At 64.8% G+C, this 25,817-nt stretch carries 25 protein-coding genes; 15 read left to right on the plus strand and 10 right to left on the minus strand.

Annotated features, from left to right (window positions below; translation table 11 throughout):
• Positions 1-77: 77 nt before the first annotated feature.
• A complete protein-coding gene (locus FOB72_RS30900; protein ID WP_150377026.1) occupies positions 78-668 on the minus strand; it encodes a hypothetical protein in 591 nt (196 codons plus the stop codon).
• Between the two features lie 317 nt (positions 669-985).
• On the opposite strand from FOB72_RS30900, the gene FOB72_RS30905 reads away from it, so the two are divergent.
• A complete protein-coding gene (locus FOB72_RS30905; protein WP_150377027.1) occupies positions 986-2,185 on the plus strand; it encodes a Bcr/CflA family multidrug efflux MFS transporter in 1,200 nt (399 codons plus the stop codon).
• A gap of 3 nt (positions 2,186-2,188) precedes the next feature.
• On the opposite strand, the gene FOB72_RS30910 is transcribed toward FOB72_RS30905, so the two are convergent.
• Positions 2,189-3,055 (minus strand): mechanosensitive ion channel family protein, encoded by an 867-nt coding sequence (locus tag FOB72_RS30910; protein ID WP_150377028.1) that lies wholly within the window; start codon positions 3,053-3,055, stop codon positions 2,189-2,191.
• 240 nt (positions 3,056-3,295) lie between these two features.
• Positions 3,296-4,498, minus strand: coding sequence for an ammonium transporter (locus FOB72_RS30915; RefSeq protein WP_150377607.1), 1,203 nt, complete (start codon positions 4,496-4,498; stop codon positions 3,296-3,298).
• Between the two features lie 475 nt (positions 4,499-4,973).
• Here FOB72_RS30915 and FOB72_RS30920 point away from each other — a divergent pair, with 475 nt between their 5' ends.
• The 3 genes from FOB72_RS30920 to FOB72_RS30930 all read left to right on the plus strand — a co-directional run bounded on the left by FOB72_RS30920 (position 4,974) and on the right by FOB72_RS30930 (position 6,389).
• Complete coding sequence (locus FOB72_RS30920; RefSeq protein WP_109583182.1) at positions 4,974-5,255, plus strand: HU family DNA-binding protein; 282 nt, start codon at positions 4,974-4,976, stop codon at positions 5,253-5,255.
• Between the two features lie 145 nt (positions 5,256-5,400).
• Positions 5,401-5,889 carry an acyl-CoA thioesterase gene (locus FOB72_RS30925; protein WP_150377029.1) on the plus strand — a complete coding sequence of 163 codons (489 nt, stop codon included), beginning with the start codon at positions 5,401-5,403 and terminating at the stop codon, positions 5,887-5,889.
• 35 nt (positions 5,890-5,924) lie between these two features.
• Positions 5,925-6,389 (plus strand): CreA family protein, encoded by a 465-nt coding sequence (locus FOB72_RS30930; RefSeq protein WP_150377609.1) that lies wholly within the window; start codon positions 5,925-5,927, stop codon positions 6,387-6,389.
• Positions 6,390-6,406: 17 nt separating this feature from the next.
• On the opposite strand, the gene FOB72_RS30935 is transcribed toward FOB72_RS30930, so the two are convergent.
• Positions 6,407-7,171: an SDR family oxidoreductase gene (locus FOB72_RS30935; protein WP_150377030.1), complete on the minus strand. Its 765-nt coding sequence runs from the start codon at positions 7,169-7,171 to the stop codon at positions 6,407-6,409.
• A gap of 200 nt (positions 7,172-7,371) precedes the next feature.
• Between FOB72_RS30935 and FOB72_RS30940 the strand changes: the two genes are divergently transcribed.
• Entirely contained in the window at positions 7,372-7,893 is a 522-nt protein-coding gene (locus tag FOB72_RS30940; protein WP_150377031.1) for a DUF962 domain-containing protein, read from the plus strand.
• Positions 7,894-8,190: 297 nt separating this feature from the next.
• Positions 8,191-8,655, plus strand: a complete 465-nt coding sequence (locus FOB72_RS30945; protein WP_150377610.1) for an HU family DNA-binding protein — start codon at positions 8,191-8,193, stop codon at positions 8,653-8,655.
• 113 nt (positions 8,656-8,768) lie between these two features.
• Here the strand turns inward: FOB72_RS30945 and FOB72_RS30950 are convergent, their stop codons facing one another.
• Positions 8,769-9,722 carry a GlxA family transcriptional regulator gene (locus FOB72_RS30950; RefSeq protein ID WP_150377032.1) on the minus strand — a complete coding sequence of 318 codons (954 nt, stop codon included), beginning with the start codon at positions 9,720-9,722 and terminating at the stop codon, positions 8,769-8,771.
• 118 nt (positions 9,723-9,840) lie between these two features.
• On the opposite strand from FOB72_RS30950, the gene FOB72_RS30955 reads away from it, so the two are divergent.
• Complete coding sequence (locus FOB72_RS30955) at positions 9,841-10,638, plus strand: SDR family NAD(P)-dependent oxidoreductase (RefSeq protein WP_191002316.1); 798 nt, start codon at positions 9,841-9,843, stop codon at positions 10,636-10,638.
• A 62-nt stretch (positions 10,639-10,700) separates the two neighbouring features.
• On the opposite strand, the gene kdgD is transcribed toward FOB72_RS30955, so the two are convergent.
• A complete protein-coding gene (gene kdgD / locus FOB72_RS30960) occupies positions 10,701-11,615 on the minus strand; it encodes a 5-dehydro-4-deoxyglucarate dehydratase (RefSeq protein WP_150377033.1) in 915 nt (304 codons plus the stop codon).
• Positions 11,616-11,994: 379 nt separating this feature from the next.
• On the opposite strand from kdgD, the gene FOB72_RS30965 reads away from it, so the two are divergent.
• Both FOB72_RS30965 and garD read left to right on the plus strand, forming a co-directional pair.
• Positions 11,995-13,365, plus strand: coding sequence for an MFS transporter (locus tag FOB72_RS30965; protein WP_150377034.1), 1,371 nt, complete (start codon positions 11,995-11,997; stop codon positions 13,363-13,365).
• Between the two features lie 26 nt (positions 13,366-13,391).
• Positions 13,392-14,993, plus strand: a complete 1,602-nt coding sequence (garD, locus tag FOB72_RS30970) for a galactarate dehydratase (RefSeq protein ID WP_150377035.1) — start codon at positions 13,392-13,394, stop codon at positions 14,991-14,993.
• A gap of 89 nt (positions 14,994-15,082) precedes the next feature.
• On the opposite strand, the gene FOB72_RS30975 is transcribed toward garD, so the two are convergent.
• Both FOB72_RS30975 and FOB72_RS30985 read right to left on the minus strand, forming a co-directional pair.
• Positions 15,083-15,826, minus strand: a complete 744-nt coding sequence (locus FOB72_RS30975) for a hypothetical protein (protein ID WP_150377036.1) — start codon at positions 15,824-15,826, stop codon at positions 15,083-15,085.
• A 476-nt stretch (positions 15,827-16,302) separates the two neighbouring features.
• Complete coding sequence (locus tag FOB72_RS30985; protein WP_191002317.1) at positions 16,303-16,713, minus strand: hypothetical protein; 411 nt, start codon at positions 16,711-16,713, stop codon at positions 16,303-16,305.
• Between the two features lie 149 nt (positions 16,714-16,862).
• On the opposite strand from FOB72_RS30985, the gene FOB72_RS30990 reads away from it, so the two are divergent.
• Positions 16,863-17,756 (plus strand): alpha/beta hydrolase, encoded by an 894-nt coding sequence (locus FOB72_RS30990; protein ID WP_191002318.1) that lies wholly within the window; start codon positions 16,863-16,865, stop codon positions 17,754-17,756.
• Positions 17,757-17,925: 169 nt separating this feature from the next.
• Positions 17,926-19,578, plus strand: a complete 1,653-nt coding sequence (locus tag FOB72_RS30995; RefSeq protein WP_191002319.1) for a tannase/feruloyl esterase family alpha/beta hydrolase — start codon at positions 17,926-17,928, stop codon at positions 19,576-19,578.
• 10 nt (positions 19,579-19,588) lie between these two features.
• On the opposite strand, the gene FOB72_RS31000 is transcribed toward FOB72_RS30995, so the two are convergent.
• The gene (locus FOB72_RS31000; RefSeq protein WP_223851657.1) at positions 19,589-20,098 is read right to left on the minus strand and encodes a DUF302 domain-containing protein; all 510 of its coding nucleotides are present in this window, start codon (positions 20,096-20,098) and stop codon (positions 19,589-19,591) included.
• Positions 20,099-20,305: 207 nt separating this feature from the next.
• On the opposite strand from FOB72_RS31000, the gene FOB72_RS31005 reads away from it, so the two are divergent.
• Positions 20,306-21,886 carry a methyl-accepting chemotaxis protein gene (locus FOB72_RS31005; RefSeq protein WP_150377040.1) on the plus strand — a complete coding sequence of 527 codons (1,581 nt, stop codon included), beginning with the start codon at positions 20,306-20,308 and terminating at the stop codon, positions 21,884-21,886.
• Between the two features lie 100 nt (positions 21,887-21,986).
• A complete protein-coding gene (locus FOB72_RS31010; protein WP_150377041.1) occupies positions 21,987-23,456 on the plus strand; it encodes a hypothetical protein in 1,470 nt (489 codons plus the stop codon).
• 6 nt (positions 23,457-23,462) lie between these two features.
• On the opposite strand, the gene FOB72_RS32745 is transcribed toward FOB72_RS31010, so the two are convergent.
• Positions 23,463-23,855, minus strand: a complete 393-nt coding sequence (locus FOB72_RS32745) for a hypothetical protein (protein WP_223851862.1) — start codon at positions 23,853-23,855, stop codon at positions 23,463-23,465.
• On the opposite strand from FOB72_RS32745, the gene FOB72_RS31015 reads away from it, so the two are divergent.
• Together FOB72_RS31015 and FOB72_RS31020 are read left to right on the plus strand one after the other, a co-directional pair.
• Entirely contained in the window at positions 23,844-24,272 is a 429-nt protein-coding gene (locus FOB72_RS31015; protein ID WP_263364807.1) for a zinc-binding dehydrogenase, read from the plus strand. The genes FOB72_RS32745 and FOB72_RS31015 overlap by 12 nt on opposite strands.
• A gap of 66 nt (positions 24,273-24,338) precedes the next feature.
• Complete coding sequence (locus tag FOB72_RS31020) at positions 24,339-25,814, plus strand: aldehyde dehydrogenase (RefSeq protein WP_150377042.1); 1,476 nt, start codon at positions 24,339-24,341, stop codon at positions 25,812-25,814.
• Positions 25,815-25,817: the final 3 nt, after the last annotated feature.

Genomic DNA, 25,817 nt, shown 5'->3' on the forward strand with positions numbered 1-25,817 from the left:
CCGGAACTTCAAACCCCGGAAACGACAAGGCCCCGTCTGACACACGGGGCCTTGTTTTTCGTGGTGGCGTCGTACCGCTACCGCAGGGCCGATACGCAGATCGGCGCGTTGATGTACACGTCTCCGACGCGGCGCTCGCCGCGGTCGTTTCGCGTCATGTAGCGAAACATCATGCTGACCCCGAGCTTGGTCAGGATTTCCACGTCACGGTTTGCGCAGATATTGCGCTGGAGCGGCGCCGCATAGTTGACCTCGAAACTGGCGAGGTCGAGCATCGGGCCGCGATAGTTCGTGAGTTCCAGCTGAAACAGTACGTGCTTGCCCGGTACCGACTGGCAGCGGCGCAGCCGCGTCTCGGCATCGATGTCCATCGGCAGCACGTCGTTCAGCTGCCTGCACGCGCGCGCGAGGATGCTGTCGGGGCGGTTGGTATTGCGCAGGAATTCGGGCACGCCGGCCGCGCCGGTGTTCTGGCCGGTGGCGGCGCCCTTGAGCATGCGCGATAGCGCGTCCGCTTCGTCGACGGCCGGTGGCGTCGGCGGCGGGGCGGGTTGCGCGAGTGGTGGACCGCCTCGCACTGGTGCCGCCTGCACGGGCAAAGGCGGCAGCCAGGTCGCGATAGCGGCCAGGCTCAGCGTGGCAATCAACGGCGAATATTGTCTGGTCATGCAGGATAACGTTGCCGGGGACGGTTCCCGTGATGATCCGTCGTCCGCGATGCGTCTGGCTGCGCGGCCGGCACGTCACGCGCGCCGACAGGCAGGCATTGTACCCTCCACCTCGCCATGCGCGAAAGCCGCGCCACGTATGGCATCCGGCCCATTGCGCGGTTTGCGACAGAATCGTGGATACGGGGAAAGCCACCACTTGACGGGTGTGCCGTCACGCGTTCCCGGGGCACGGTTATGTAACAATCGCCGTTTGCCGGGCCGCGCACCTCCTTCCTCGGGGCCGCTCGCCGTCCCGCCCGCTTTCCGGAATCTCCATGACGTCTCCCCGTTTTCCCCTCTGGCTGCTGATCTGCGCGTCGCTGACCGCGCTCGCGCCGCTTTCCATCGACATGTACCTCCCGAGCTTTCCGGCGCTCGCGGCGGACCTGCACGTCGATATCAGCCGCATCCAGCTGACGCTTGGCGCGTTTCTGATCGGGCTGGCGATCGGGCAGGCGTTTTACGGGCCGATCAGCGATCGCTACGGACGCAAGCCGCCGTTGTATCTGGGCCTCGTGCTCTATGCGCTCGCGGCGGCCGGTTGCGCGCTCGCGGGCAGCGTGGAGTCGCTGATGTGGTGGCGTTTCCTGGCGGCGCTGGGTGGATGCGCGGGCATCGTGGTATCGCGCGCGGTCATCCGGGACAGGCTGGAAGCGCGAGAGTCCGCGCGCGCGTTCTCGTCGCTGATGCTGGTCATGGGCCTGGCGCCGATTCTCGCGCCCATCATCGGCGGGGCGCTTCTCGCGTCGTTCGGCTGGCGCGCGATCTTCTGGGTGCATTGCGGCGCGGCGCTGCTGATTCTGCTGCTCGTGCATCGCCGCATGGAAGAGTCGCTCGATCCCGCGCGGGCGCAGCCGTTGCATCCGGCTTCCGTGATGCGGAGCTATGCGGACCTGCTGCGCGCGCGGGAGTTCGTCGGCTACACGCTCGCGGCGGGCTGCTCGCAGGCGGCCATGTTCGCGTACATCGCCGGCTCGCCGTTCGTACTTATCGAACTCCACGGCATCGATCCTTCGTACTATGGCTTCGTGTTCGGCGCCAACGCGTTTGGCCTGATCTCCATGGCGCAGGTCAACGCGCGGCTCGTGCGCGCGCGTTCGCTGGACGGCGTGCTACGCGTCGCGCTGTTCGCGCCCTGTCTGGCAGGCGTGGTCCTCGCGGCGGCCGCGCTGACCGGGACGGCAACGCTGCCGGTGCTGCTGGTCTGCTTCTTCGTGTGCCTGTCCGGTATGGGATGCATCCTGCCGAACGCCTCGGCCCTCGCGCTCTCCCATCAGGGCCATCGCGCGGGCACGGCATCGGCGCTGATGGGCACGCTGCAATTCACGCTCGGCACCCTCGCGGGTGCCGCGGTCAGCTTCTGGCACGACGGCACCGCGCTACCGCTCGCCGTGGTGATGGCGGTGTGCGGCGTGGCGGCGATGGCGATGCGGTGGTATGGGCATGCCGGTCTGGCGCGCCAGCCGGCAGCCTGAGGACTAGGCGGCCTCGTTCGCCGACTGCGCCGGGGTCATCGGCATCGCCGGCGCGCCCTGCATCACCACCACCTGTGCCGGCATCGGGGCCGCGAACCCCGCCTCGCCGAAGCTTTCGCGAATCACGCGGTTGGTGTCGAAGTACACCTGCCAGTAATGGTCGTTATGGCAGTACGGCCGCACGGCAAGCACGGGGCCCACGAGCGTGAACTCGAGGATCTCGACATCGACCGGCGGTTCCGTCAGCACGTTGGGAATGGCCGCGATGCGTGCCTTGAGCAGGGCCACGGCGGCCGCCGCATCGGTCGAGCCCGCCAGCTGCGCCTTGAGTTCGACGCGGCGGAAGGCATTCGCCGAGAAGTTCTGGATGGTGTCGGTGAAGATCTTGTTGTTGCCGACGACGGTCAGCACGTTGTCCGGCGTATCGAGCGTGGTGGCAAACAGCCCCACCTCGCGCACGGTGCCCGTGACGCCGCCGATGGTCACGAAATCTCCGACCTTGAACGGCCGCAGCACGATCAGGAACGCACCGGCCGCGAAGTTCGACATCAGCCCCGACCATGCCATGCCGATGGCTACGCCTGCCGCGGCAATCAGCGCCGCGAACGTCGTGGTCTGGATGCCGAAGTAGCCGAGGATGCCGATGACCAGCACGACGTTCAGCGTGACCGTGACGATCGAGCCGATATAGCGCATCAGCGTCGGGTCCACCTGCTGGCGCCCCAGCGTTTTCTGCAACATGCGGACGACGAAGTGGATCAGCCACCGGCCGACGATCCAGAAGGCGAGCGCGGCGAGAATCTTGACGCCAAAGACAGTGGCGTAGCCGATGACGACGTCGCGGAAACTGAGCAGCGATTCGGAATCCATGGGCATTCTCCAGTGATGGGAAGCTGGAAACGACGGCCCGCGCGGCGCCGCAAATTGGCAGAAATGCGACAAGCGGGCAAGGCATTATTGGCCCCGCAAATGCGGAAGTTCAAGTAAATAATCCGCAGGAGGGAATAAAGGCGGCCGCCCGAAGCCGCCAATCGGCAGCGGCACCGCAGCCGCGGGCCGCAAAAAAAGCCACCCATTGGGTGGCTTCGGGGGGATGGCGGAGAGAGCGGCTTACCAGTTGGTCTCGCGCTCGGGCGTCGCCGAGATGCGGTGCAGCGTCAGGTCCGCGCCATGGAATTCGGCCTCGGGATCGAGCCGGATACCGACGAACTTCTTGAGCGTGCCGTAGACGACCGTGCCGCCGACGACGGCGATCACGATGCCCAGTCCCGTGCCGATCAGCTGCGCGCCGATGGACACCCCGCCAAGGCCGCCCAGCGCATGGGAGCCGAAGATGCCCGCGGCAATGCCGCCCCACGCGCCACAGAGGCCATGCAGCGGCCAGACGCCCAGTACGTCATCGATATGCCATTTGTTCTGCGCGAGCGTAAACAGATGCACGAACAGCACGCCGGCAATGGCGCCGGTCACGAGCGCGCCGAGCGGATGCATGAGGTCCGAGCCCGCGCAGACCGCGACGAGACCGGCCAGCGGGCCGTTGTACGCAAAGCCCGGATCGTTGCGGCCTGCCCACCAGGCCGACAGCGTGCCGCCGGCCATCGCCATCAGCGAGTTGATGGCCACCAGTCCGCTGATCTTGTCGACACTCTGCGCGCTCATCACGTTGAAGCCGAACCAGCCCACAGCGAGTACCCACGCGCCCAGCGCGAGGAACGGAATGTTCGACGGCGGATGCGCGCTGATGCGGCCGTCCTTCTGATAGCGGCCGCGGCGCGCGCCAAGCAGCAGAATGGCGGGCAGCGCAATCCAGCCACCGACCGCGTGCACGACCACCGAGCCGGCAAAGTCGTGGAACGGCGCGCCGGCCACGCGGGCGATCCAGTCCTGCACGCCGAAATGCTGGTTCCAGACAATGCCCTCGAAGAACGGATACACGAAGCCGACGAGGATGAACGTGGCGACCAGCTGCGGGCTGAAGCGCGAACGTTCCGCGATACCGCCGGAAATAATTGCGGGAATCGCCGCCGCAAACGTCGCGAGAAAGAAGAATTTCACCAATTCATAGCCGTTTTTCTGCGCCAGAACCTCCGCGCTCGACATGAATTGGACGCCATAGGCCACGGTATAACCAATGAAAAAGTAAGCAATCGTTGAAACGGCAAAATCAACGAGGATTTTCACGAGTGCATTGACCTGGTTTTTCTTTCGGACCGTCCCGAGTTCCAGGAACGCGAATCCCGCATGCATGGCCAGCACCATGATCGCTCCAAGCAGGATGAACAGGGCATCCGTGCCAGACTTCCAGTTTTCCATTGTGACCTCATGCGCAAAATGGGAGCGCGAGTACGCAAGAAGCATTCCAGAATGGGCTAAAACGGGGCGAATCGCGCCCGAACGCGGTGCGAAGTGCACCGGGATGGCGTCGCGGCGTCGGCCGGCCACGCCTGCCGCCCGGATGGCGAGACCGGAGCGCCGGGTTTCGATGCCTCGATATGCAGCATTTCGGTGCGTCTTCATGCCGCAAAACGGTGCGTTGCACCACGGTCGGGCGGACGGTTCGGTAGGGCCGGGGTGTCGAACGGGCGGCCCTCGCGGGGCCGTTCGATTGCCCGAAAAGAGGGGTAAAACCCCCGCTAAGTCTTGTCAGGGAACGATTTGCGGCGATTTCCGTTGCATTGGTGCCACTTGGGATTGCGCTTGGCGCGAAGGGCAGATTAGACTGCGCCGATCGGTGATTTGCCGCCTGGCAGATACATCGGTGACGACGACCAAACAAGGGAAATCAGCCATGAATAAAGGTGAACTGGTATCGGCCATCGCCGCGGACGCAGAACTCAGCAACGCCGCCGCCGAGCGCGCGTTGAACGCAGCGCTGGACAGTATCAAGAAGGCAGTTGCAAAGGGTGATTCGGTGACGCTCGTGGGTTTCGGCAGCTTCAGCTCCGGCAAGCGCGCGGCCCGTACCGGCCGTAACCCGCGTACCGGCGAAACCATCAAGATCCCGGCCGCCAAGACGGTGAAGTTCTCCGCCGGCCAAGGCTTCAAGGACGCCGTGAACAAGAAGAAGTAAGACTTTCGCGTTCGACAAGTCGCAAAGCGGCCTTCCGGGCCGCTTTTCTTTTTTCTGCTTCCCATTCGTTTATCGCGACGCTGCGCCGGGTTAAACTGCGCGCGCGAGCCAAGCTCGCTTCTGGCCTGTTTATGGAATACCCGCGATGAACGATCTGTCCCACCAGCTTTCCATGACCGTGCTGATGACGCCGGACATGGCCAACTTCTCCGGCAACGTGCACGGGGGCACCATTCTCAAATACCTGGATATGGTCGCGTATGCCTGCGCCAGCCGTTATGCGGGCCGCTACGTGGTCACGCTGTCGGTGGACCAGGTCATGTTCCGCCAGCCCATCCACGTGGGCGAGCTCGTGACCTTTCTGGCGTCGGTCAACTACACGGGCCGCAGCTCGATGGAAATCGGTATCAAGGTGATTACCGAGAATATCCGCAGCAAGCTCGTGCGCCATACCAATAGCTGTTATTTCACGATGGTCGCCGTGGACGACAACGGGCGGCCAGCCGAGGTGCCGTCGCTGCAGCCGCGCGACGAGGAAGAGCGCCAACGCTTCGAAGCCGCGCAGCAGCGCCGCGCGTTGCGGCAGGAAATGGAAAAGCGCCACGACGACATCAAGCAGCGGTCGGTCGGGTGAGCGGAGCGCCTATGCAAAGCGAACGATGGGGATGGATGATGGTCTGTGGGGCTGCCGTCGCGTGCGCGATGGCGGCGGCGCCCGCCGGGGCGGAGGAGATCGGCAGCGTCAGCACGAACTTCCGCGTGACGGGCTCGGACAAGGTCGTCATCGAGGCGTATGACGACCCGCAGGTGCAGGGCGTGACGTGCTACGTGTCGCGCGCCCGCACCGGCGGCATCAAGGGTTCGCTCGGCATGGCGGAAGACCCGCCCGAGGCGTCGATCGCCTGCCGGCAGGTGGGCCCGATCTCGTTCAAGGGTCCCCTGCGTGCACAGGAGGACGTGTTCTCCGAGCGCATGTCGGTCCTGTTCAAGACCTTGCACGTGGTGCGCGCGGTGGACCGCAAGCGCAATACGCTCGTGTACCTCACGTACTCGGACCGCATCGTCAGCGGCAGCCCGCAGAACGCGGTCACCGCGGTGCCGGTGCCGGCGGAAACCGCGATTCCCGTGAAGTAATCACATCGAACCGCGCGTCAGATCGTCACGCCGCCATCCACGACCACCGCCTGGCCGGTCATGAACGAACTCGCGGCGGAGGCGAGGAAGCACGCCGCGCCGGCGATCTCGATCGGCTCGCCGATGCGCCGCAGCGGCGCCCCCTCCGTCGACTGCCGATAGCGCACCGGATCTTCCCACAGCGCGCGCGCGAAATCCGTCTTGATGAGCCCCGGCGCAATGCAGTTCACGCGCACGTTGTGCGGTCCGAACTCGACCGCGAGGTTGCGTGCGAGCTGGAAATCCGCGGCCTTCGACACGTTGTAGACGCCGATCGTCGGCGACCCCCGCAGTCCGCCGATCGACGACACGATGACGATGGACCCATCGCGCCGCGCGATCATCTGCGGCGCCACCATCTGGATAAGCCAGTGATTGGCAATCACGTTGTTGTCGAGCACCTTGCGGAACTGCTCGTCGCTGACGCCGCTCATCGGACCGTAGTAGGGGTTCGAGGCCGCGTTGCACACCAGCACGTCGATACGTCCGAACACGCGGTTGGTCTCATCGACCAGCCGCTGCAGATCCGCCTTCGATGAAATGCTGGCCGCCACCGCGATCGCGGTGCCTTCGCCATGCTCCGCGTTGATGGCCGCGGCCACCTCCTCGCATGCGTCCAGCTTGCGCGAAGAAATCACCACTTTGGCACCCTGTACGGCCATCTGCTCCGCGATCGCCCGGCCGATGCCGCGCGAGGAACCCGTGATGATCGCAACCTTGCCGGTCAGATCGAACAATGACATGGATGTCTCCCGATTGTTTTTCGATGTCGGCCCATTATGGAGACGCCCCGCACGCGCAGTCCACAGCTAAACACCCACGCCGGCACGCTTATCAGCAAACTTTCTGCGGGCAATTCACGCGATGCATGGCACGCGTTTGGAAGACATCTTCCACGCGATCGTGCCTACCATGGGAGGACAACAACAGCGCGGAGACGCCCGTGAAAACCCTGATCGATCATCTTGGCCAGTACGCCGCCTACCATCGCAACCCCCGCAATGTGTTCACGCACTTTATCGGCATCCCGATGATCGTGCTGGCCGTCACGACGCTGCTCGCGCGGCCCGCGATCGCGCTCGGCGACGGCCCGATGTTTCTGACCCCGGCAATCGTCGTGTACGTGCTCTCGTGCCTGTTCTACCTGCGGTTGTCGCTCGCATTCGGTGCGGCGATGGCGGCGATTCTCGCGGTGTTCGTTGCGGTCGGCGCCTGGCTCGCGGCCATGCCGGACGTGGTCTGGCTCGGCGCAGGCATCGGACTGTTCGTAGTCGGATGGATCATCCAGTTCGTCGGTCACCACTACGAGGGACGCAAGCCGGCGTTCGTCGATGACCTGGCCGGACTGCTGATCGGCCCACTGTTCCTGGTTGCGGAAACCGCGTTCGCACTGGGTTTCGCACGGCGTTTGCGTGTTGCGTTGGGTGCGGCAACGGGTGCCACGACGGGTGCGCACGGACACTAGAAAACAGAGTGTGACAGGGCACCGGGGATGCGAAAGTGGGGGGACGTACCCCACCAACGCATGCATGCTGACGCAAACCAGCGACAAAACACGGGGTTTTCACTGGGTTTCACGTATCTGGCTTACGAAAACTCCTTGACTCGCGGCTGTTTCCGCTATGATTCAGTGCGTACCGGCACCCAGGATCGACAGCGTGTCGATTCGTTGCAAGGCAAGCGTAGTACGACAGCTTTGCAACGGGACGTTGAGATTGGTGCCGGACGTTTTGTTCAACTCTTGAACTCTTGTTTATTGGATATGGCGACCAAAGCGAAACCGACCGCGAAGACTGCAGCGAAGCCCGCTGCAACCAAGACCGCTGCCAAGAAGGCTGCGGCGCCCAAGACTGCTGCCAAGAAGGCCGCTCCGGCAAAGAAGGCTGCTCCGGCTGCTGCGACGCCCGTCGCCAAGCCGCTGAAGGACACCTTCAACAAGTCGAGCCTGGTCGCTCACCTGGTGGCACAGACCCAGCTGGAGCCGAAGGCCGTGAAGACGGTGCTGGCTCATCTGGAAAACACGATCGTCAGCGCGCTGAACAAGAAGGGCGCTGGCGAATTCACGCTGCCGGGCCTGCTGAAGGTGACCGCGCAGCAAGTGCCGGCCAAGAAGAAGCGCTTCGGCAAGGACCCGTTCACCGGCGAAGAGCGCTGGTTCCCGGCCAAGCCTGCCAGCGTGAAGGTCAAGGTCCGTCCGCTGAAGAAGCTGAAGGACGCAGCGGCCTGATAGCCGCCTGACAGTGCGCCTGGTATCTGGCGCCGGTTCTCCGGTGCCAGTCTTGCCGAAGGCCCTCCCTTGTGGAGGGCCTTGTTTTTTTGTGCCGACGGTTCCCGCCGGCGTCATGCGGCCGTGGCGGTGGCCGCGCCGCGCGCCATGCGTCGAATCGCCTGCGGCGGCTGACCGTACGCGCGCAGAAAAGAGCGGCGCATGCGCTCGCGATCGCCGAAGCCCGTCTCGCGGGCGACCACGTCGATCGAATGCCGGCCCGATTCCATCATGAGGCGCGCGGCTTCCACGCGCAGATGCTCGACGGCCTTGGCCGGCGTCTCGCCGGTTTCCTCGCGAAACGCGCGCGCAAACTGCCGCGGGCTCAGATGCGCGGCCTCGGCGAGCTGATCGACCGACAACTCGTCCTGCAGATTGGACCGCGCGTAATCGAGTGCCGCCTGGATGCGGTCCGAGCGCGGCTGCAGCTCCAGCATCTTCGAATACTGTGACTGACCGCCGGTGCGCCGGTGATAGACCACGAGTTTCTTGGCAACGTCGCGCGCCACCTCGGGGCCGCAGTCGCGCTCGACGATCGCCAGCGCGAGGTCGATGCACGCCGTCATGCCGGCCGACGTCCACACCGATCCATCGGTAATGAAGATGCGATCGTCCTCCACCTCGATATCGGGATACCGCTCGCGCAGCATGTCCGCATGGAACCAGTGCGTGGTCGCACGCCGGCCCGCCAGCACACCGGCCTCGGCCAGATTGAACGCGCCCGTGCACGTCGCGCCCATGCGGCGCGCGGTCTTCGCCGTGCGGCGGAGAAACTCGACGAGCGCGGGCGGCGTGGGCCGGACGTCGTTGTCGCCGACCACGAGCACGGTGTCGTAGCGGCGGCGGTTGAAGGGCTCCGTGGTCACCGTGAACCCGCCCGAGCACATGACGGGCCCGCCGTGCTCGGAGAGCAGATGCACGGCATACAGCGGCTCCGGCAGTTCCTTGTTGGCGAACTCGAGCACGGTGGAGACCGCGAGGTTCAGCACCTGGAACCCCGGATACAGCGCGATAGCGATCTTGAGCATGGCAGAAAAGGTGGTTTCTATGACATTTGAGCCATTGCATTATGGCACTAATCTTGGCATCAGGCAGGCGGCATACCCGCCCGCAACTCTCAATGTCACAGGAATCGGAGTCTTCATCATGAGCAAGCAAAACACGGGCAAGGCGGTCGTCACGGGCGCATCGTCGGGTATCGGCGCCATCTACGCGGACCGTCTCGCCCGCCGCGGTCACGATCTGATCCTCGTCGCGCGCAACCGGGGCCGCCTCGAGCAACTGGCCGCGCGCATCGAGCGCGAGACCGGCCGCACCGCGCAGATCGTCGTCGCGGACCTGGGCAAGGTGGAAGACATGAAGCGCGTGGAGCAGCTGCTGCGTGACGATCCGGCCATCACGGTGCTGGTCAACAACGCCGGCGTGGGCGCCGCGGCGCCGCTGCTGCAGGCGGACGTGGACACGATGCAGGCGATGATCGAGGTCAACGTGACGGCGCTGACGCGCCTGACCTATGCCGCCGTACCGGGCTTCGTGGCCCGCGGCGCTGGCACCATCATCAATATCGCGTCGATCGTCGCGGTGGCGCCCACGCTGCTGAACGGCGTGTACGGCGGCTCCAAGGCGTTCGTGCTGGCCTTCACGCAGTCCCTGCAACACGAACTCGCGGACAAGGGCGTGCGCGTGCAGGCCGTACTGCCGGGCGCGACGCGCACGGAGTTCTGGGATGTGGCGGGCCACTCGGTGGACGCGCTGCCGCAGGAGTGGGTGATGAGCGGCGACGATCTCGTCGATGCGGCGCTGGCCGGCTTCGATCAGGGCGAAGTGGTGACCGTGCCGTCGCTGCCCGAGGTGGCGGACTGGAATGCGTTCGAGTCCGCGCGTGCGGCGTTGGGGCCGAACCTGTCGCGCAGCAAGCCGGCCGCGCGGTTTGGCGTGCAATAAAAAACGGCCCCTGCGGGGGCCGTTTTTTCGAGGCGTCCTCCCCGAGGGGAGGGCACATCGACTTACTGCGGTCCGAGCTTCTTGATCAGCGCGTCCAGCTGTTCCAGTTCCGCGCCGGTCAGGTCCGTCAGCGGTGCGCGCACCGGGCCCGCATCGTAGCCGACCAGCTTGGCGCCGGCCTTTACGATCGACACCGCGTAGCCTTGCTTGCGGTTACGGATGTCCAGGTACGGCAGGAAGAACGAGTCGATCAGCTTGCCGACGGTCTCGTGATCGTCCGCGGCGATCGCGCGGTAGAACTCCATCGCGGTCTTCGGGATGAAGTTGAACACGGCCGACGAGTACACGGGCACGCCCAGTGCCTTGTAGGCGGCGGCGTAGACTTCGGCGGTCGGCAGGCCACCGAGGTAAGCCAGACGGTCGCCGAGCTTGCGGCGCACGCGCACCATCGCTTCGATGTCGCCCACGCCGTCCTTGAAACCGATCAGGTTCGGGCACTTGTCCACGACCTTGGCCAGCAGATCGGCACCGATACGCGAGTTGGCGCGGTTGTAGACGATCACGCCGCACTTGGTGGCCTTGCAAACCTCTTCGATATGGTTGGCAATCCCGTCTTCGCTGGCTTCCGTCAGGTAATGCGGCATCAACAGGATGCCGTGCGCGCCCAGACGTTCCGCTTCCTTCGCGTATTCGATCGCCACGCGGGTCGGGCCACCGGCACCGGCCAGGATGGGCACCTTGCCACGGCAGGTTTCCACCGCGGTGCGGATGACGTTCGAATAGTCCTGTTGCGTCAGCGAGAAGAACTCGCCGGTGCCGCCGGCCGCGAACAGGGCCGACGCACCATACGGCGCGAGCCATTCAAGGCGGGCTGCATAGGTGTCCGCGCGGAAGTTGCCTTGCGCGTCGAAGTCGGTCACGGGGAACGACAGCAGGCCTTCGGAGATGATCTGCTTGAGTTCTTGCGGTGTAGTCATGTCGCTGTTCCTGATCGCCACATGGCGAAGAAAGGGTGGTGGTGGTGCGTTGAGATAAGTCATCGTACAACCAAGCCTTTCGGGAAGCAAGTACGATCCGCCATGCTCAGGGTAAGCACCGAGATGGCGTGCGCGATCCAGCGGGCCAGGCCGTGCAAGGGAATTGAAAGGAAACCCAAGCGGGACAACGCTTGGCGGGTTTTCCCCATGATGGTGCCGGTTGCGGACCGTGTGCACCGCATCATAGGGTAAACGCGAGATACTGGTGCAGGAATCGCGTCTCTATAATCGATGTCGTACGACGACTGTTGTGTAGATGACATTCACAAGCCGATCCCGCTGCATGCCGCTATGGGGTCAACGGCTGTGAGGAGACCCGATGAGTTTCAACCCCGCGAATACCGTTCCCGCCGCGCACGCCGACTCCGGCGCGCGCCGCACCAACGTCCGTTACTGGATTCTTCTGCTGATCTTTGTGGTGACCACGGTCAATTACGCCGACCGCGCCACGCTCTCCATCACTGGCCCGGCCATGCGCCAGGAGTTCGGTTTCGATGCCGTGCAGATGGGCTTTATCTTCTCCGCGTTCAGCTGGGCTTACGTGCTGGCGCAGTTGCCGGGCGGCTGGCTGCTCGACCGCTTTGGCGCGCGCAAGATCTACGCGGCCAGCATTTTCGCATGGTCGTTCTTCACGCTGCTGCAGGGCTGGCTCGGCATCTTCGCGACGTTCGCGTCCGCGATGGTCGTGCTGTTCGTGCTGCGTTTTGCCGTGGGCCTCGCCGAATCGCCGGCGTTTCCGGCCAACGCGAAGGTCGTGGCGAGCTGGTTCCCGACGGCCGAGCGCGGCACCGCGTCGGCGATCTTCAATGCGGCGCAGTACTTCGCCGCGGTCGTGTTCACGCCGCTGATGGCCTGGCTCACGCACGAGATCGGCTGGCACCACGTGTACCTGTGGATGGGCGGCCTGGGCATGCTGCTGGCGCTCGTGTGGCTCAAGGTCATGCATAGCCCGGCCACGCATCCGTCGATCAACCAGGCCGAGCTCGACCATATCGAGCAGGGCGGTGGCCTGATCCATATGAGCGGCAGCGACGGCAAGGACGACGGGAAGTCCGCGCCCGCCGGCTGGTTCTATGCGCGCCAGCTTCTGTCCAACCGCATGCTCGCCGGGGTGTACCTCGGCCAGTACTGCATCAACGTGCTCACGTACTTTTTCCTGACCTGGTTCCCCGTGTATCTGGTGCAGGCGCGCGGCATGTCGATCCTGAAGGCCGGCTTCGTCGCGTCGTTGCCCGCGATCTGCGGTTTCCTCGGCGGCGTGCTGGGCGGCGTGATCTCCGACACGCTGCTGCGTCGCGGCTATACGCTGACGGTCGCGCGCAAGGTGCCTATCGTTGCCGGCATGCTGCTGTCGGTGAGCATGATCGCGTGCAATTACGTCGATGCCGAATGGCTCGTGGTCGGCATCATGGCGCTGGCGTTCTTCGGCAAGGGCATCGGCGCGCTGGGCTGGGCCGTGGTCGCCGATACCGCGCCGAAGGAAGTCATCGGCCTGGCCGGCAGCATCTTCAACACGTTCGGCAATATCGCGGGCATCGTGACGCCGATCGTGATTGGCTATATCCTCAGCGTCACGGGTTCGTTCAACGGCGCGCTCGTGTTCGTGGGGGTCAACGCGCTGGTTACGGTGCTCAGCTATCTGGTGATCGTCAAGGACATCCGCCGGGTGGAACTGAAGCACCCCAATTAAGCAGAAAAGCAGAAGGAAGAACCATCATGTCGGTCACGTCCCCACAGACGCTTGAACAGAACATCGAACAGAAGCCGGCACTGCCGCCGCTGTATATCCGCATTCACGAGAACGACAACGTCGCCATCGTTGCCAACGACGGCGGCCTTGGCGAAGGCGCGGTGTTCGCCGACGGCCTGACGCTGCGCGAACGTGTGCCGCAGGGGCACAAGGTGGCGCTCGCCGACCTGAAGCAGGGCGATGCGATCATCCGCTACAACGTGGTCATCGGCTACGCGCAGAAGGACCTGCCGCGCGGCAGCTGGGTCTGGGAGCGCGTGATGGACATGCCGGTGGCACCGGGCCTGACCGATCTGCCGATCGGCACGCGTCTGCCTGCGCCGCTGCCGCCGCTGGAAGGCTATACGTTCGAGGGTTTCCGGAACCCGGACGGTTCGGTCGGCACGCGCAATATCCTGGCCATTACGACGACCGTGCAGTGCGTGTCGGGCGTGGTCGAGCATGCGGTGCGCCGCATCAAGGACGAGCTGCTGCCGAAGTATCCGAACGTCGATGACGTGATCGGCCTCGAGCATACGTATGGCTGCGGGGTGGCGATCGACGCGCCGGACGCGGTGGTGCCTATTCGCACGCTGCGCAATATCGCGCTGAACCCGAACTTCGGCGGCACGGCGATGATGGTGAGCCTGGGCTGCGAGAAGCTGCAGCCGGAGCGCCTGCTGCCGCCGGGCACGATTCCGATCCAGACCGGTGCCGGCGAGGTGCAGGTGGGGGTCGTGTGCCTGCAGGATGACCAGCATGTGGGATTCGGTTCGATGATCGACTCGATCATGACGATGGCCGAGACGCATCTGGAGAAGCTGAACCAGCGCCGTCGCGAGACGTGCCCGGTGTCGGACCTCGTGGTTGGCGTGCAATGCGGGGGCAGCGATGCGTTCTCGGGCGTGACCGCCAACCCGGCGGTGGGCTTCGCGACGGACCTGCTCGTACGCGCCGGCGCGGCCGTGATGTTCTCGGAAGTCACCGAAGTTCGCGACGGCATCGACCAGCTGACCGCCCGCGCGGCCACGCCGGAGGTGGCCGAGGCCATGATTCGCGAGATGGACTGGTACGACAAATACCTGGACCGCGGCCGCGTGGACCGCAGCGCGAACACGTCGCCGGGCAACAAGAAGGGCGGCCTGTCGAACATCGTCGAAAAGGCGATGGGCTCGATCGTGAAGTCCGGCAGCGCGCCGATTACCGGTGTGCTGTCACCGGGCGAAAAGCTCAAGCAAAAGGGCCTGATCTACGCGGCCACACCGGCCAGCGACTTTATCTGCGGCACGCTGCAACTGGCGGCCGGCATGAACCTCCACGTCTTCACAACGGGCCGCGGCACGCCCTACGGCCTGGCGGAGGTCCCCGTGATCAAGGTAGCCACCCGCAACGACCTGGCCCGCCGCTGGCACGACCTGATGGACGTGAACGCAGGCCGCATCGCCACGGGCGAAGCGACGATCGAGGATGTGGGCTGGGAACTGTTCCAGCTGATGATCGACGTGGCGAGCGGGCGCAAGAAGACTTGGGCGGAACACCACAAGCTGTACAACTCGCTGGCGCTGTTTAATCCGGCGCCGGTGACCTGAGGGTCATGGGTTGATTCGCTGAGTGGCATCGATGGGAAGCGCGAAGCTTTCCATTTTTGTTTTATCTTTGTGCCGATTGAAGTTTTTCACTAAGTCACCTTCAGCATGGACTCCAACATCTCGCTGGCCAGATTGCGCTCCCTGGGCTGCCCGATGCGAATGGCATCCGTCAGGGCAAGCAGGGCATACAGACGCGAATCCTTCCGCACGGCGTTCGGTACCGAAGGCGCGAACGGAATGATCGCCGCGCCTTTCGTGTTCCCGCGAGGGTCTGGCCACACTGGCACAATCTCGCCAGCGGACATCAGCTTCCCTTCGAGGACCGGTGCTCCCAACGATGTCGCAATACCTCGCGTTACTTCTCCCGGTTTGGCGGGAAATACGTAGCGGATTCCGTGGATCAACAATTCGCCGAGCGCCTTCGCGTTGGCGCGGGGCACGCCGTCTCTTCGATCTAATTTTGCTAAACCTGCTTCGAAGCACCGTTGGAGTGACAGGCTCACTTGCGACTTGCTGATACCGGTTGAGTCCGCTAGACCTCGGACGCTGAATTCAGCTTTATTCCGCTCCCCCGCATCCGAGTATTCCAGTTCACCCTCGCCACGCGGACTCTCCGCGCGAGAGAGGGTGACCATCGCGCTCGGTGATGCCTTAAGGTGAACATCGCTTCGGTCTTCCCACCCCAGCTCTTGCGCGAGCAGCGCGGAGCCGCCCGGAGCGGCACTCTCCAGCTCCCAGTCTTGCCAGCCGTCTATGCGAGGCCGGCCGGCCTCCCGATCTCTGATCTCGAGGCTCACAAGCTTCAATAGGAGCAGAATGTCTTGACTTTTCATCGCGCGCACCTCCGTGCTGTCCCGTGTCCTAGGACACGGGACATTCTGTTCTCGCGGCGAGGCCATTGTCAAGGCAGAAGTCCCTGCCCGATATGTGTGTCCTGAGTAAATCTGGTGGGCCCGTGGGAGCGTTATGCCTTGCCCGGGCCTACGCGAACGCCTTGCTTGTCGCGCTGAATACAAGGCAGATACCCATAGGCCCGAAGCCGGGCAAGGTCTTGTGGTGCCGATGGTGGCATTGCATTGATGCCCAAGGCGGAGGTCTCAATGCCGAACGAGCCACATTTCGGACAGGTGTACTTGTACCCGCGCAGGGCAGAAGACCGAATGCGTTCTGCGGAGGTTCCGCATAGCGGGCAATTTGCAGGTTGTGGGAGCATGGCCTGGAGGAATTGAGTACTGTATATATATACAGTATAGCCATGCCTTCGCGGAAGGGAAGGGGCGGGTCGATGTTGTTCGTCATCGCGGTCGCATCATTCCTCGAATGGGCCCGGCCCCGCCAACGCGTCCGTCCTCTCGACGGCGAACACGCAGTCGAAATACTTTCCCGCTTCGCGCCACGGTGCACCTTCCTTCCATAGGGCAATAAGGGCCCGGCTGACGTCGACGACATGGTCGTGCCTGCTGCCGACCTGTCGCACGTAGCTGTAGAACTGCTGGATCTTGCCGGGCTGCTGGAAGCGAGGGGAGAACAGCGCTTTCCCGCATTGCGGCTGCGCCGTCGAGCGAAGCGTCACGCGCGCGTCGCAGCTCGAAATCTGCGGCGGCCACGCGCGATTCAGTGCGAAGGGTGGATCGTCGGGCCAGCGCACGCCATACAGCAGGACCTGATACTGCTGCACCGATTCGACGGTGACGCACGACGACTCGGAACCCGCCGCCACGCTGCAATTCTCGATTGCGCCGTTTTTCCAATTTCCCCCGCTCGCTCGCCACGAATCGGTCGATTGACCGATCCAGCGCAGCGTGAACGAGCGATATACCTGTCGCATGCATCACGGAGATGCTCGATTCACGGTCATGGAGGGCAAAAATGGAAATTATCGAGAAGCACCGGGATACCCTGGTGTCGGGGTCTGAAGTCTGGCTGGTTCGGCCGGACCATATCGACGACGTTCTTCGTATCTGCGTGACGCCGAATCGCGTGCCGCAGGCGGGCACGCTTGGCGCACTGGTGGTTGCGACAGATGCGGAGCTTAGCGGCGGTGCGCTCATCAGTACGATCAAGAGTTGCGCGGTGGGGTTGGACCTGCCTCTGGTCTATGGCGTCAGCGTTGGCTATCCGCTCGATGCGAATCCCCCGTTCGCCATCAAGCGAAATCGAGAGCTGACCACGTCATGGCCGGCTTTCGAGCCGGTGACGCCTGCATTCATGGGGTTGCCCGGTATGGCCCCGACGGGAGGGGCCGAGGCGTTTCTTGATTTTCTGGCCGATGAACTCATGCCGGCGCTCGCGGACACGTTTCCCGTCGATCTCGGCGAGGCGACGCTGACCGGGCAGTCTTTCGGCGGCTTCTTCGTCCTGTATGCGTTATTGCACCGCCCCGAGGCGTTTCGTCGTTATCTCGCGGTCAGTCCCTCGTTGTGGTGGGACGATCATGCCTTGCTCGACGTTGCCGCGCGGGTCGTCGCGGAAAGCCCGGCGCCGGCGGCGCAAGTCTACTTGTGCGCGGGCGAACTCGAGCATCGCGCACGGTTCGGCCTGCAGTTTGGCGGGCCAATGCCGGATGCCATCCGGGGCGTCGTGCAGTCGGCACTGGGACGTACCGACATGCCGGGTGACATGTTCATGATGAAACAGATCCTCCAGGGCTGGCACAACGATCGATTCTCCGTCGAGGCGCATGTCTATCCGGAAGAGAGTCACGAGTCGATCATGGGCGCCGCATTCAGCCGTGGGCTGCGCCGCCTGCACGGCACGCTATAGCGGCCGCCAGATCGATAAACCTCGCGATCCACGACCCGATCATCATCCTGCAAAACCGATAAATACATCCAAATAATCAATTTATTGCACGAATTTGTCGCGCCTATACTCCGGTCGCCAGCGCATGACTGGTCTTTGCTTGCAGGCAATGAATACAAGGAGGAGGCAAATGCGTCGAGACCCGAAGTTCCGGGCGGTCCTGACATGGCCGGTGCTCGTGCTGGCGTGTACCGGATGGCTGCATGCATGCGGTGGGGACGATGGGCCGTCATCGTCCGCGCCGCCCGCCACGACGACACCGCCAGCGACCACGGCGACCGCATGCGACACCACGTCGCTTGCTCAGGTGAAGCTGGACGGCGCGTCCGTGACGAGTGCGGCAGCGATACCCGCAAGCAGTTTCACGCCGCCCGGCGCAAGGACGCCCCTTACCGGGTTGCCCGCGTTCTGCAGGATTCAGGGCAGCGCGACACCGACGTCGGACTCGCTCGTCAACTTCGAAGTGTGGGTGCCGACCGATGGGTCATGGAACGGCAAGCTCGTGACCACCGGCAACGGCGGTTACAGCCCCGCGCTCAGCTACGGCGACATGGCTTACGCCATGCGGCAGGGTTATGCCGTCATCGGCGGTGACACGGGGCATCAATCGGCGGATCCGAACGAGATGTTCTGGGGCGTCGGTCATCCGGAGAAGATTGCCGACTGGGGCACGCGGTCGATCCATGCGATTACCGCGCCCGGCAAGACGCTGATCGCGTCGTTGCAGTCGAAGGCCCCTTCGCGCGCCTACTACTACGGCTGCTCGACCGGCGGCCATCAGGGCTACGCGGAAATCCAGCAGTATCCGCAGGACTTCGATGGCGTTATTGCCGGGGCGCCCGGCAACAATCGCATCCGGCTGAATGTGGAGTTCATGCATCGGTTCCTGAGCAATCGCACGCCGGGCGACAATACGACGCTGATTCTTCCGGCGTCGAAGATGGCGATGGTCACGAACGCCGCGGTGGCGGCATGCGACAGCCTCGATGGTGTGACGGATGGCGCAATGGAGGACCCGCGCGCATGCACGACCGCGCAGTTCAACGTCGATAGCCTGTTGTGTACCGGCGCGGACAGCCCGACCTGCCTCACGCAGCCGCAGATCGACGTCGTCAAGAAAATCTACGCGGGCCCGAAGAATCCTCGCACCGGCGAGCAGCTCTATCCCGGCCTGACGGTGGGAAGCGAATCGGGCTGGTCCAGCTACTGGGGCGTCTCGGAGCCGACGCGCGCCGATTTCTGGCGGCTGTGGGTATTCGAGAACCCGCAATGGAACTGGTGGACCTTCGATTACGACCGCGACGTGACATACGCCGATGCCAAGGTCGGCAAACTCGTCGATCAGCGTAACCCGGATATCGGCGCGTTCAAGGCGCGAGGCGGCAAGGCCATCGTGTACCAGGGATGGGCGGACCCCGTGGTCAATCCGCAGGACACCATTGCCTATTACAACGCCGTGCAGACGCTGCAAGGCTCGCAGGGCGCGATGGATAGCTTCTTCCGTCTGTTCCTTGTCCCGAGCATGGGTCATTGCTCCGGCGGCAACAGTGCCACCGTCTTCGGAAACGGCGGCATCGCCGCACCCACCATCGACGCCACGCACGACGTGCTGAAGGCGTTGGACAACTGGGTCGAGAAGGGCATCGCGCCGGACACCATCGTCGCGTCGAAGGTGGCCAATGGGGCCGCCACCCGAACGCGTCCGCTGTGTCCGTATCCGCGCAAGGCCATCTACAAGGGCAGCGGCAGCACGGACGACGCGGCCAGCTTCACGTGCGGATAGCCGGAGGCCCTTACTTTCCCGCCACCCCCTCCAGCAGCGCGCGCACGGTCGCAAGCGGGGCGACCGTGTTCGCCGGCAACCCGTACTCGTTGGCCAGCACGCCGGCCGCGTCCTGATAGTCGATATGCGTCGTGCCGCGGTCGTCCTGCCAGACCACCGCGCGGAGCGGCAGTTCGACCGCCGCGTGCGGGTTGGCCTGCATCGCGGGGGTGCCGCCCTTGGGATTGCCGAACAGGAACAGCCGCGTCGGGCGCAGCGTCGTACCGGCCTGCGTGGCGGCGGCGCTCTGGTCGATATCGGCGAACAGCGTGAGGCCGCGCGCGGACAGCGTGTCCTTGAGGCGCGACACGGTCGTGGCGAAGTCGTGCTGGCTGGTCAGGGATTGCGTGCGGGCGGGATGTTGCATGTCCGAGGGTTGCGCGTGGGCGGTCATGGCGTGCTGGGTCAGTAGGGTGGCCGCCAGCAGCACGGTGCTGACCGTGCGGGTGAGGGCCATGGGGATTCGGATCTGTCTGGTCATGGTTGGCGCCTGTCGAACGGGAAGTATGCCCCAGGTCGGGGCTATCGATCCGTCAGGCGCGCGGCGGCGTTTCAAGGCGTTTCGATGACAGGATGCGCGGACAAAAACGGCGGATGCGCAACGCCTGTAACCGGGCTAAAGGAATGTTGCAGCGCACCGTTAGCCAAGCGGAGTCACCCCGGTATCCAACCGCTTTGCCGCTCCATCATGCCCACGACCCTGACCATCCGGGCCCGTCTGATCGCGACGGTGTCCATCCTGTTCCTGCTCGCGCTCGGCGTCGGCGTCGCCGGCCTGCTCGGCCTGCAATCCGCCACGCGGGCGCATGAGTCCACATACTCCAACCAGCTGGCTTCCGCGCTCGCGCTGTCCGAGTCGGACCTGAGCATGACGCGCGCGCGCACGGCGCTCGATCGCGCGATGCTGTATCCCGACGCGCCGGATGCCTCCAGGCTGCTCGATCGTACCGAGGAGCTGGCCAGGCGTGCCGACGAGGCATGGAAGCAATACCTCGCGCTGCCGCGTGACCAGGAAGAAGATCGCCTTGCGCAAGAGGTCGCCAGCAAGCGCGACGCGGCATGGCGCGATGGGCTCGGCGCGATCATCGCGGCGCTGCGCGCGAACGATCGCGCGCTGGCCGACGAGGTCATGAAGGGCAAGGTCTCGAAGCTCTTTCGCGATGCCAACGAGACTGGCGGCAAACTGGCCAAGTACCAGATGGATCGCGCGAAGCAGAACTACGAATCGTCGCAGCAGGCGTATCGCGCGTTCCGCAATGGCGTGATCGCCGCGATCCTCGTGTCGCTCGTGGTCGCGCTCGTCTGCGCGGTATCGCTGCTGCGCGCGATCATCGCGCCGCTCGACGGTGCGCTGGCGCAGTTCGACCGCATTGCCGGCGGCGACCTCACGCATGCCGTGCATGTGGAACGCCGCGACGAGATGGGACGCCTGCTGGAGGGCCTGGCCCGCATGCAGGATCGCCTTGCCGAAACGGTGGGGCGCGTGCGCCAGGGTTCCGAGTCGATTACGGCCGCCGCGCGGCAGATCGCGGCGGGCAATGCCGATCTGTCGGCGCGGACCGGCGCGCAGGCCGCATCGCTGCAGGAAACCGCCGCGAGCATGGAGCAGATGACCTCGACCGTGCGCCAGAACGCCGATAACGCGCGGCAGGCCAGCCAGCTCGCGGTGAACGCGGTGGACGTGGCGAATCAGGGCGGTGCCGTCGTGGGGCAGGTGATGACGACGATGGCCGATATCAGCAGCGCCGCGAAAACGGTGGCGGAAGTCATCGGCGTGATCGACGGTATCGCGTTCCAGACCAATATCCTCGCGCTCAACGCGGCCGTGGAAGCGGCGCGCGCGGGCGAGCAGGGCCGGGGCTTTGCCGTGGTGGCCGGCGAGGTGCGCAGCCTCGCGCAACGCAGCGCCAACGCGGCGCGCGAGATCAAGTCGATGATCGAGACGTCGCTGTCGCACGTGGAGACGGGCAGCGGTCTTGCCGGTCAGGCGGCCAGCACGATGGAAGACGTGGTGCGCGCGATCCGCCGCGTGACGGACATCATGAGCGAGATTGCCGCGGCCTCGAGCGAGCAGAGCAGCGGCATCGAACAGGTGAATCGCGCGGTGACGATGATGGACGAGGCCACGCAGCAGAATGCCGCGCTCGTGGAAGAGGCCGCCGCCGCGGCCACGTCGCTGGAGGATCAGGCGCACCAGCTGGATCTGACGACGGCGGCGTTCAGGGTGGCGGGTGGGGGCGCGCACGCGCCGCGGTTGCTCGCGGCATGACCCCTCGAAGGTGGCGGTAGGGTTAGGAACGGTTGACGGCCGGTAGAGCGATGCTCTCCAATACCGGACTTCACCGCTCTTGCTCGTAGCATTGACCGACATGTCGCATCTCGTCTGGGCAGTCCCCGCATTGCTGGTCGTCGCCGCGATCGTCAGCGGGCGCGTTTCCGTCGCGGGTGCGGCCACCATCGGCCTCATCGCCTCGATGCCCGTGGCGATGCTGTCCGGCGTCGTGCCGTTCGGCCTCCACGAACTGGCGGTCTCGCTGGCAAGAGGCGCGTGGATCGGCGGGACGATTGCCCCCTACGTGTTCGGCGGCCTGCTGTTCTGGCAGGTAGCGTCCCGCTACGCGGCGAAGATCGCACCGCAGGCGTCAAAGCCCGACGTCCCGGCCTCCGCGCCCGACAGGCGCCGCCGCCTGTTCTTCGCGAGCTTTCTCGTGGGTCCCTTCGCGGAGTCCGCAACGGGCTTCGGCGTCGGCATGCTCGGCACCGTGGGCATGCTCCGGGATTTCGGTATCGCGCCGCGGTATCTGATGGTCTTCGCGCTGCTGAGCCAGACCATGATCCCATGGGGCGGCATGAGCAGCGGCACGGTACTGGCCGCGGCCTACGCCCGCATGACGCCCACCACGCTGGGCCTGTGCTCGACCATTCCGGTCGCGCTGCTGATGCCCGTCTGGCTGGCGATGTTCTGGCGCGCGGCCAAGGGCGCGGGATTCGAAGGATCGGCAGGCGACTGCATCAGGGAGGCACTATGGATCGCCATCGGCATGCTGCTTCTCGCGGCCGCCAATGCCGCCATCGGACCCGAGACCGCGCTGCTCGCGGCGTATGGGTTGCTGATCTCCGCGTATTTCCTCATCACGCAACGGCCGGACAGGACCGAACTGATCGTCGCGGCCCGCAAGGTGCTGCCCTATGTGCTGCTGATCTCGGGGCTGGCCCTGACGCGCCTGCAACCGGCATTGCGCGGCGAGCTGACCGCGCTTGCATCGATCGCGCCGTTTGCCGATCTGCCGCCGTTCCGCCCATTCCTGCATGCGGGCGTCTGGCTGATCGTCGGGGCGATGATTACCGCATGGCTGACGCGGCAAGGCAATCTGCTCGGCGTGGAGGCGCGCGGGGCATGGCGCACGGGCCATCAGGCGATTCTCACGGCCTTTATCTTCGCGATGATGGCGGAGGTGACGACGGGCGCCGGCATCTCCGGCGCCATCGCCACCGCGCTGATGACGAGCCTGCACGAGAACGCGGTGCTGCTCGTGCCGCTGGTCTCGGGTTCGTTCGGCATTCTGGCCAACAGCGGCAGCCCGCCGAACGCGCTGTTCTTGCCCTCGCTGCAGGCGCTCGCCGTACAGGCGGGCCTCAGTATCGCGGCCGTGGCCGCGGTCCAGCACGTGTCCGGTATGTCGCTGGGGTTCTTCTCGCCGGTCCGCATGACGATCGCCGCCAACCTGTCGGAGGGGAAAGGGCTCGAGCGATCGGTCTATCGATTCCTGATGCCGTACGCGGTCGTGGCGTTCGGCATCATGACGGTCATTGCATACGCGGTGGTAACGCTCTACTAGGAACGTTCACGGCATCGGTATCTCGATGCCGAGCTCACCCGCGAGCCACGCCACGAACTTGCGCAGCGCCCTGCGGCTCTTGATATTCGCGGGCACGGCCAGGCTGTGCAGGTTCAGGATCAGGTCTTTCGAGATACCGGCGAAAGGCGCGACGAGCGTGCCCGCGGCGAGTTCCCGTTCCGCGAGGCGTGTGGAGTCGATGATCACGCCGACATCGTTCACGGCCGCCTGAATGGCCAGGTAGTTCCGATCGAACGACGGTCCCCAGACCAGCGGTGTGCTGAGTTCGTTCAGCGAGAACCACTGCGACCACCGCAACTGGCGATCGTAGTTGCACAGACCAATACCGATGGCACGCTGTTCTCCGGCGCGCGCGAGGTCATCGCCGTGGATATCCACGAGAGCAAGCTCGATATCGCGCGCTCGCTCGGCGCCACCGCCGCCTACAACGCGCGCGACCCCGATGCCATCGACAAGATCCGTGCGGCCACGAAAGGCGGCGTCGATTATGCGTTCGAAATGGCTGGTGCCGTGCAATCGATGGAGACGGCGTACAGCATCACGCGCCGCGGCGGCACGACGGTCACGGCCGGTCTGCCGGCGCCTGCGGACCGCTGGCCGTTCCGGCAGTTGAGTCTCGTGGGCGAAGAGCGTACCGTGAAGGGTAGCTACATCGGTTCGTGCGTACCGATCCGCGATGTCCCGCGCTATATCGGTATGTACCTGAACGGCAGCCTGCCGATCGACAGGCTGATGGGCAAGCGCTTCTCGCTCGATCAGATCAACGAAGGCTTCGATCGCCTCCATGGCGGCTAGAGCCTGCGCGACGTGGTCGTGTTCTGATCGTCTTCTGAACATCCGTCACAGAATCGGAGTCATCGAATGAAACAGTACAACCACTTTATCAACAACGAGTATGTCGCGCCCGCCGGGGGCGAGTGGATGGACACGATCAACCCGTACACGGGGGAAGCGTGGGCACAGATTCCGAAGGGCACCGACAAGGATGTCGATCGTGCCGTGGCCGCCGCCAAGGCGGCGATGACGACGGGGCCGTACGCGAAGATGACGCCCACCGAGCGCGGCAAGATGATGCTGCGGCTGGCCGACCTCGTGGCCGCGAATGCCCAGCGCCTGGCCGAGATCGAGGTCCGCGACAATGGCAAGCTGATGTCGGAGATGCTCGGCCAGCTCAACTACCATCCGGAATGGTGGCGCTATTTCGGTGGCCTGGCGGACAAGCTCGAGGGCGGCGTGGTGCCCATCGACAAGCCCGAGCACTTTGCCTACACGACGCACGAACCGGTGGGTGTGGTCGGCGCGCTGACCGCATGGAACTCCCCGCTGATGTTCATCGCCTGGAAATGCGCGCCCGCGATCGCGGCCGGCTGCTCGGTGGTCGTCAAACCGTCGGAGTTCACCTCGGCGTCGACGCTCGAGTTTGCCGCGCTGACCAAGGAGGCCGGCTTTCCCGACGGCGTCTTCAACGTCGTCGTCGGCCTCGGCCCGACGGTCGGCTCCGCGCTGGTCAATCATCCCGATGTGGCGAAGATCACGTTCACGGGTTCGGACGCAACGGGCGCCGCCATCTATGCGCAGGCGGCCAGGACCATGAAGCGCGTGACGCTCGAACTGGGCGGCAAGTCGCCGAATATCGTGTTTGCCGATGCAGACCTGGACAAGGCGGCTGCCGGCGTGATCTCGGGCATCTTCGCGGCCACGGGCCAGACCTGCATCGCCGGCTCGCGTCTGCTGGTCGAGAACTCGATCAAGGAAGCGTTCACGAAGCGCATCGTCGCGCTCGGCAAGTCCGCAAAGAAGGGTGATCCGATGCTGGCGGACACCAATATCGGACCGGTCACCACGCCCGCGCAGTATCAGAAGGTGCTCAGCTATATCGATATCGCGAAGGGCGAGGGCGCGCGCTGCATTCTCGGCGGCCAGGCGGCGGCGGACATGCCCGGCGGCCAGTTCGTCGAGCCGACGATCTTCACGGACGTCACGCCGGACATGCGCATCGCGAAGGAGGAGGTGTTCGGGCCCGTGCTGTCGATCATCGGCTTCGATGGCGAGGAAGAAGCCATCCGCCTCGGCAACGACACGATCTACGGCCTGGCGGCAGGCGTGTGGACCGAGAACATCGGCCGCGCCGTGCGCATGTCGAAGGCGCTCAAGGCCGGCACCGTGTGGGTCAATACCTATCGCGCGGTGAGCTATATGATGCCGTTCGGCGGCATGAAGCATTCGGGGCTGGGCCGCGAGAGCGGGATCGACGCGGTACGCCACTACCTCGAGACCAAGAGCACGTGGATCTCGTACTCGGACAAGGTTCCGGCCAACCCGTTCGTAATGCGATAGGCT

Origin of the sequence: Cupriavidus pauculus (genome assembly GCF_008693385.1) — a bacterium.
Classification (GTDB): Bacteria; Pseudomonadota; Gammaproteobacteria; order Burkholderiales; family Burkholderiaceae; genus Cupriavidus; species Cupriavidus pauculus_D.

Bases quoted from the DNA above. Each gene is read 5' to 3' on its own strand.
- FOB72_RS30955 (WP_191002316.1), top strand. From the start codon at position 9,841: ATGAGCAAGCAAAACACGGGCAAGGCGGTCGTCACGGGCGCATCGTCG.
- FOB72_RS30915 (WP_150377607.1), bottom strand. From the start codon at position 4,498: ATGGAAAACTGGAAGTCTGGCACGGATGCCCTGTTCATCCTGCTTGGA.
- FOB72_RS30900 (WP_150377026.1), bottom strand. From the start codon at position 668: ATGACCAGACAATATTCGCCGTTGATTGCCACGCTGAGCCTGGCCGCT.
- FOB72_RS30925 (WP_150377029.1), top strand. From the start codon at position 5,401: ATGAACGATCTGTCCCACCAGCTTTCCATGACCGTGCTGATGACGCCG.
- kdgD (WP_150377033.1), bottom strand. From the start codon at position 11,615: ATGACTACACCGCAAGAACTCAAGCAGATCATCTCCGAAGGCCTGCTG.
- FOB72_RS30905 (WP_150377027.1), top strand. From the start codon at position 986: ATGACGTCTCCCCGTTTTCCCCTCTGGCTGCTGATCTGCGCGTCGCTG.
- FOB72_RS30945 (WP_150377610.1), top strand. From the start codon at position 8,191: ATGGCGACCAAAGCGAAACCGACCGCGAAGACTGCAGCGAAGCCCGCT.
- FOB72_RS30990 (WP_191002318.1), top strand. From the start codon at position 16,863: ATGGAAATTATCGAGAAGCACCGGGATACCCTGGTGTCGGGGTCTGAA.
- FOB72_RS31005 (WP_150377040.1), top strand. From the start codon at position 20,306: ATGCCCACGACCCTGACCATCCGGGCCCGTCTGATCGCGACGGTGTCC.
- FOB72_RS30950 (WP_150377032.1), bottom strand. From the start codon at position 9,722: ATGCTCAAGATCGCTATCGCGCTGTATCCGGGGTTCCAGGTGCTGAAC.
- FOB72_RS31010 (WP_150377041.1), top strand. From the start codon at position 21,987: ATGTCGCATCTCGTCTGGGCAGTCCCCGCATTGCTGGTCGTCGCCGCG.
- FOB72_RS31000 (WP_223851657.1), bottom strand. From the start codon at position 20,098: ATGACCAGACAGATCCGAATCCCCATGGCCCTCACCCGCACGGTCAGC.
- FOB72_RS30965 (WP_150377034.1), top strand. From the start codon at position 11,995: ATGAGTTTCAACCCCGCGAATACCGTTCCCGCCGCGCACGCCGACTCC.
- FOB72_RS30910 (WP_150377028.1), bottom strand. From the start codon at position 3,055: ATGGATTCCGAATCGCTGCTCAGTTTCCGCGACGTCGTCATCGGCTAC.
- FOB72_RS30995 (WP_191002319.1), top strand. From the start codon at position 17,926: ATGCGTCGAGACCCGAAGTTCCGGGCGGTCCTGACATGGCCGGTGCTC.
- FOB72_RS30935 (WP_150377030.1), bottom strand. From the start codon at position 7,171: ATGTCATTGTTCGATCTGACCGGCAAGGTTGCGATCATCACGGGTTCC.
- FOB72_RS30930 (WP_150377609.1), top strand. From the start codon at position 5,925: ATGATGGTCTGTGGGGCTGCCGTCGCGTGCGCGATGGCGGCGGCGCCC.
- garD (WP_150377035.1), top strand. From the start codon at position 13,392: ATGTCGGTCACGTCCCCACAGACGCTTGAACAGAACATCGAACAGAAG.
- FOB72_RS31020 (WP_150377042.1), top strand. From the start codon at position 24,339: ATGAAACAGTACAACCACTTTATCAACAACGAGTATGTCGCGCCCGCC.
- FOB72_RS30920 (WP_109583182.1), top strand. From the start codon at position 4,974: ATGAATAAAGGTGAACTGGTATCGGCCATCGCCGCGGACGCAGAACTC.
- FOB72_RS30975 (WP_150377036.1), bottom strand. From the start codon at position 15,826: ATGAAAAGTCAAGACATTCTGCTCCTATTGAAGCTTGTGAGCCTCGAG.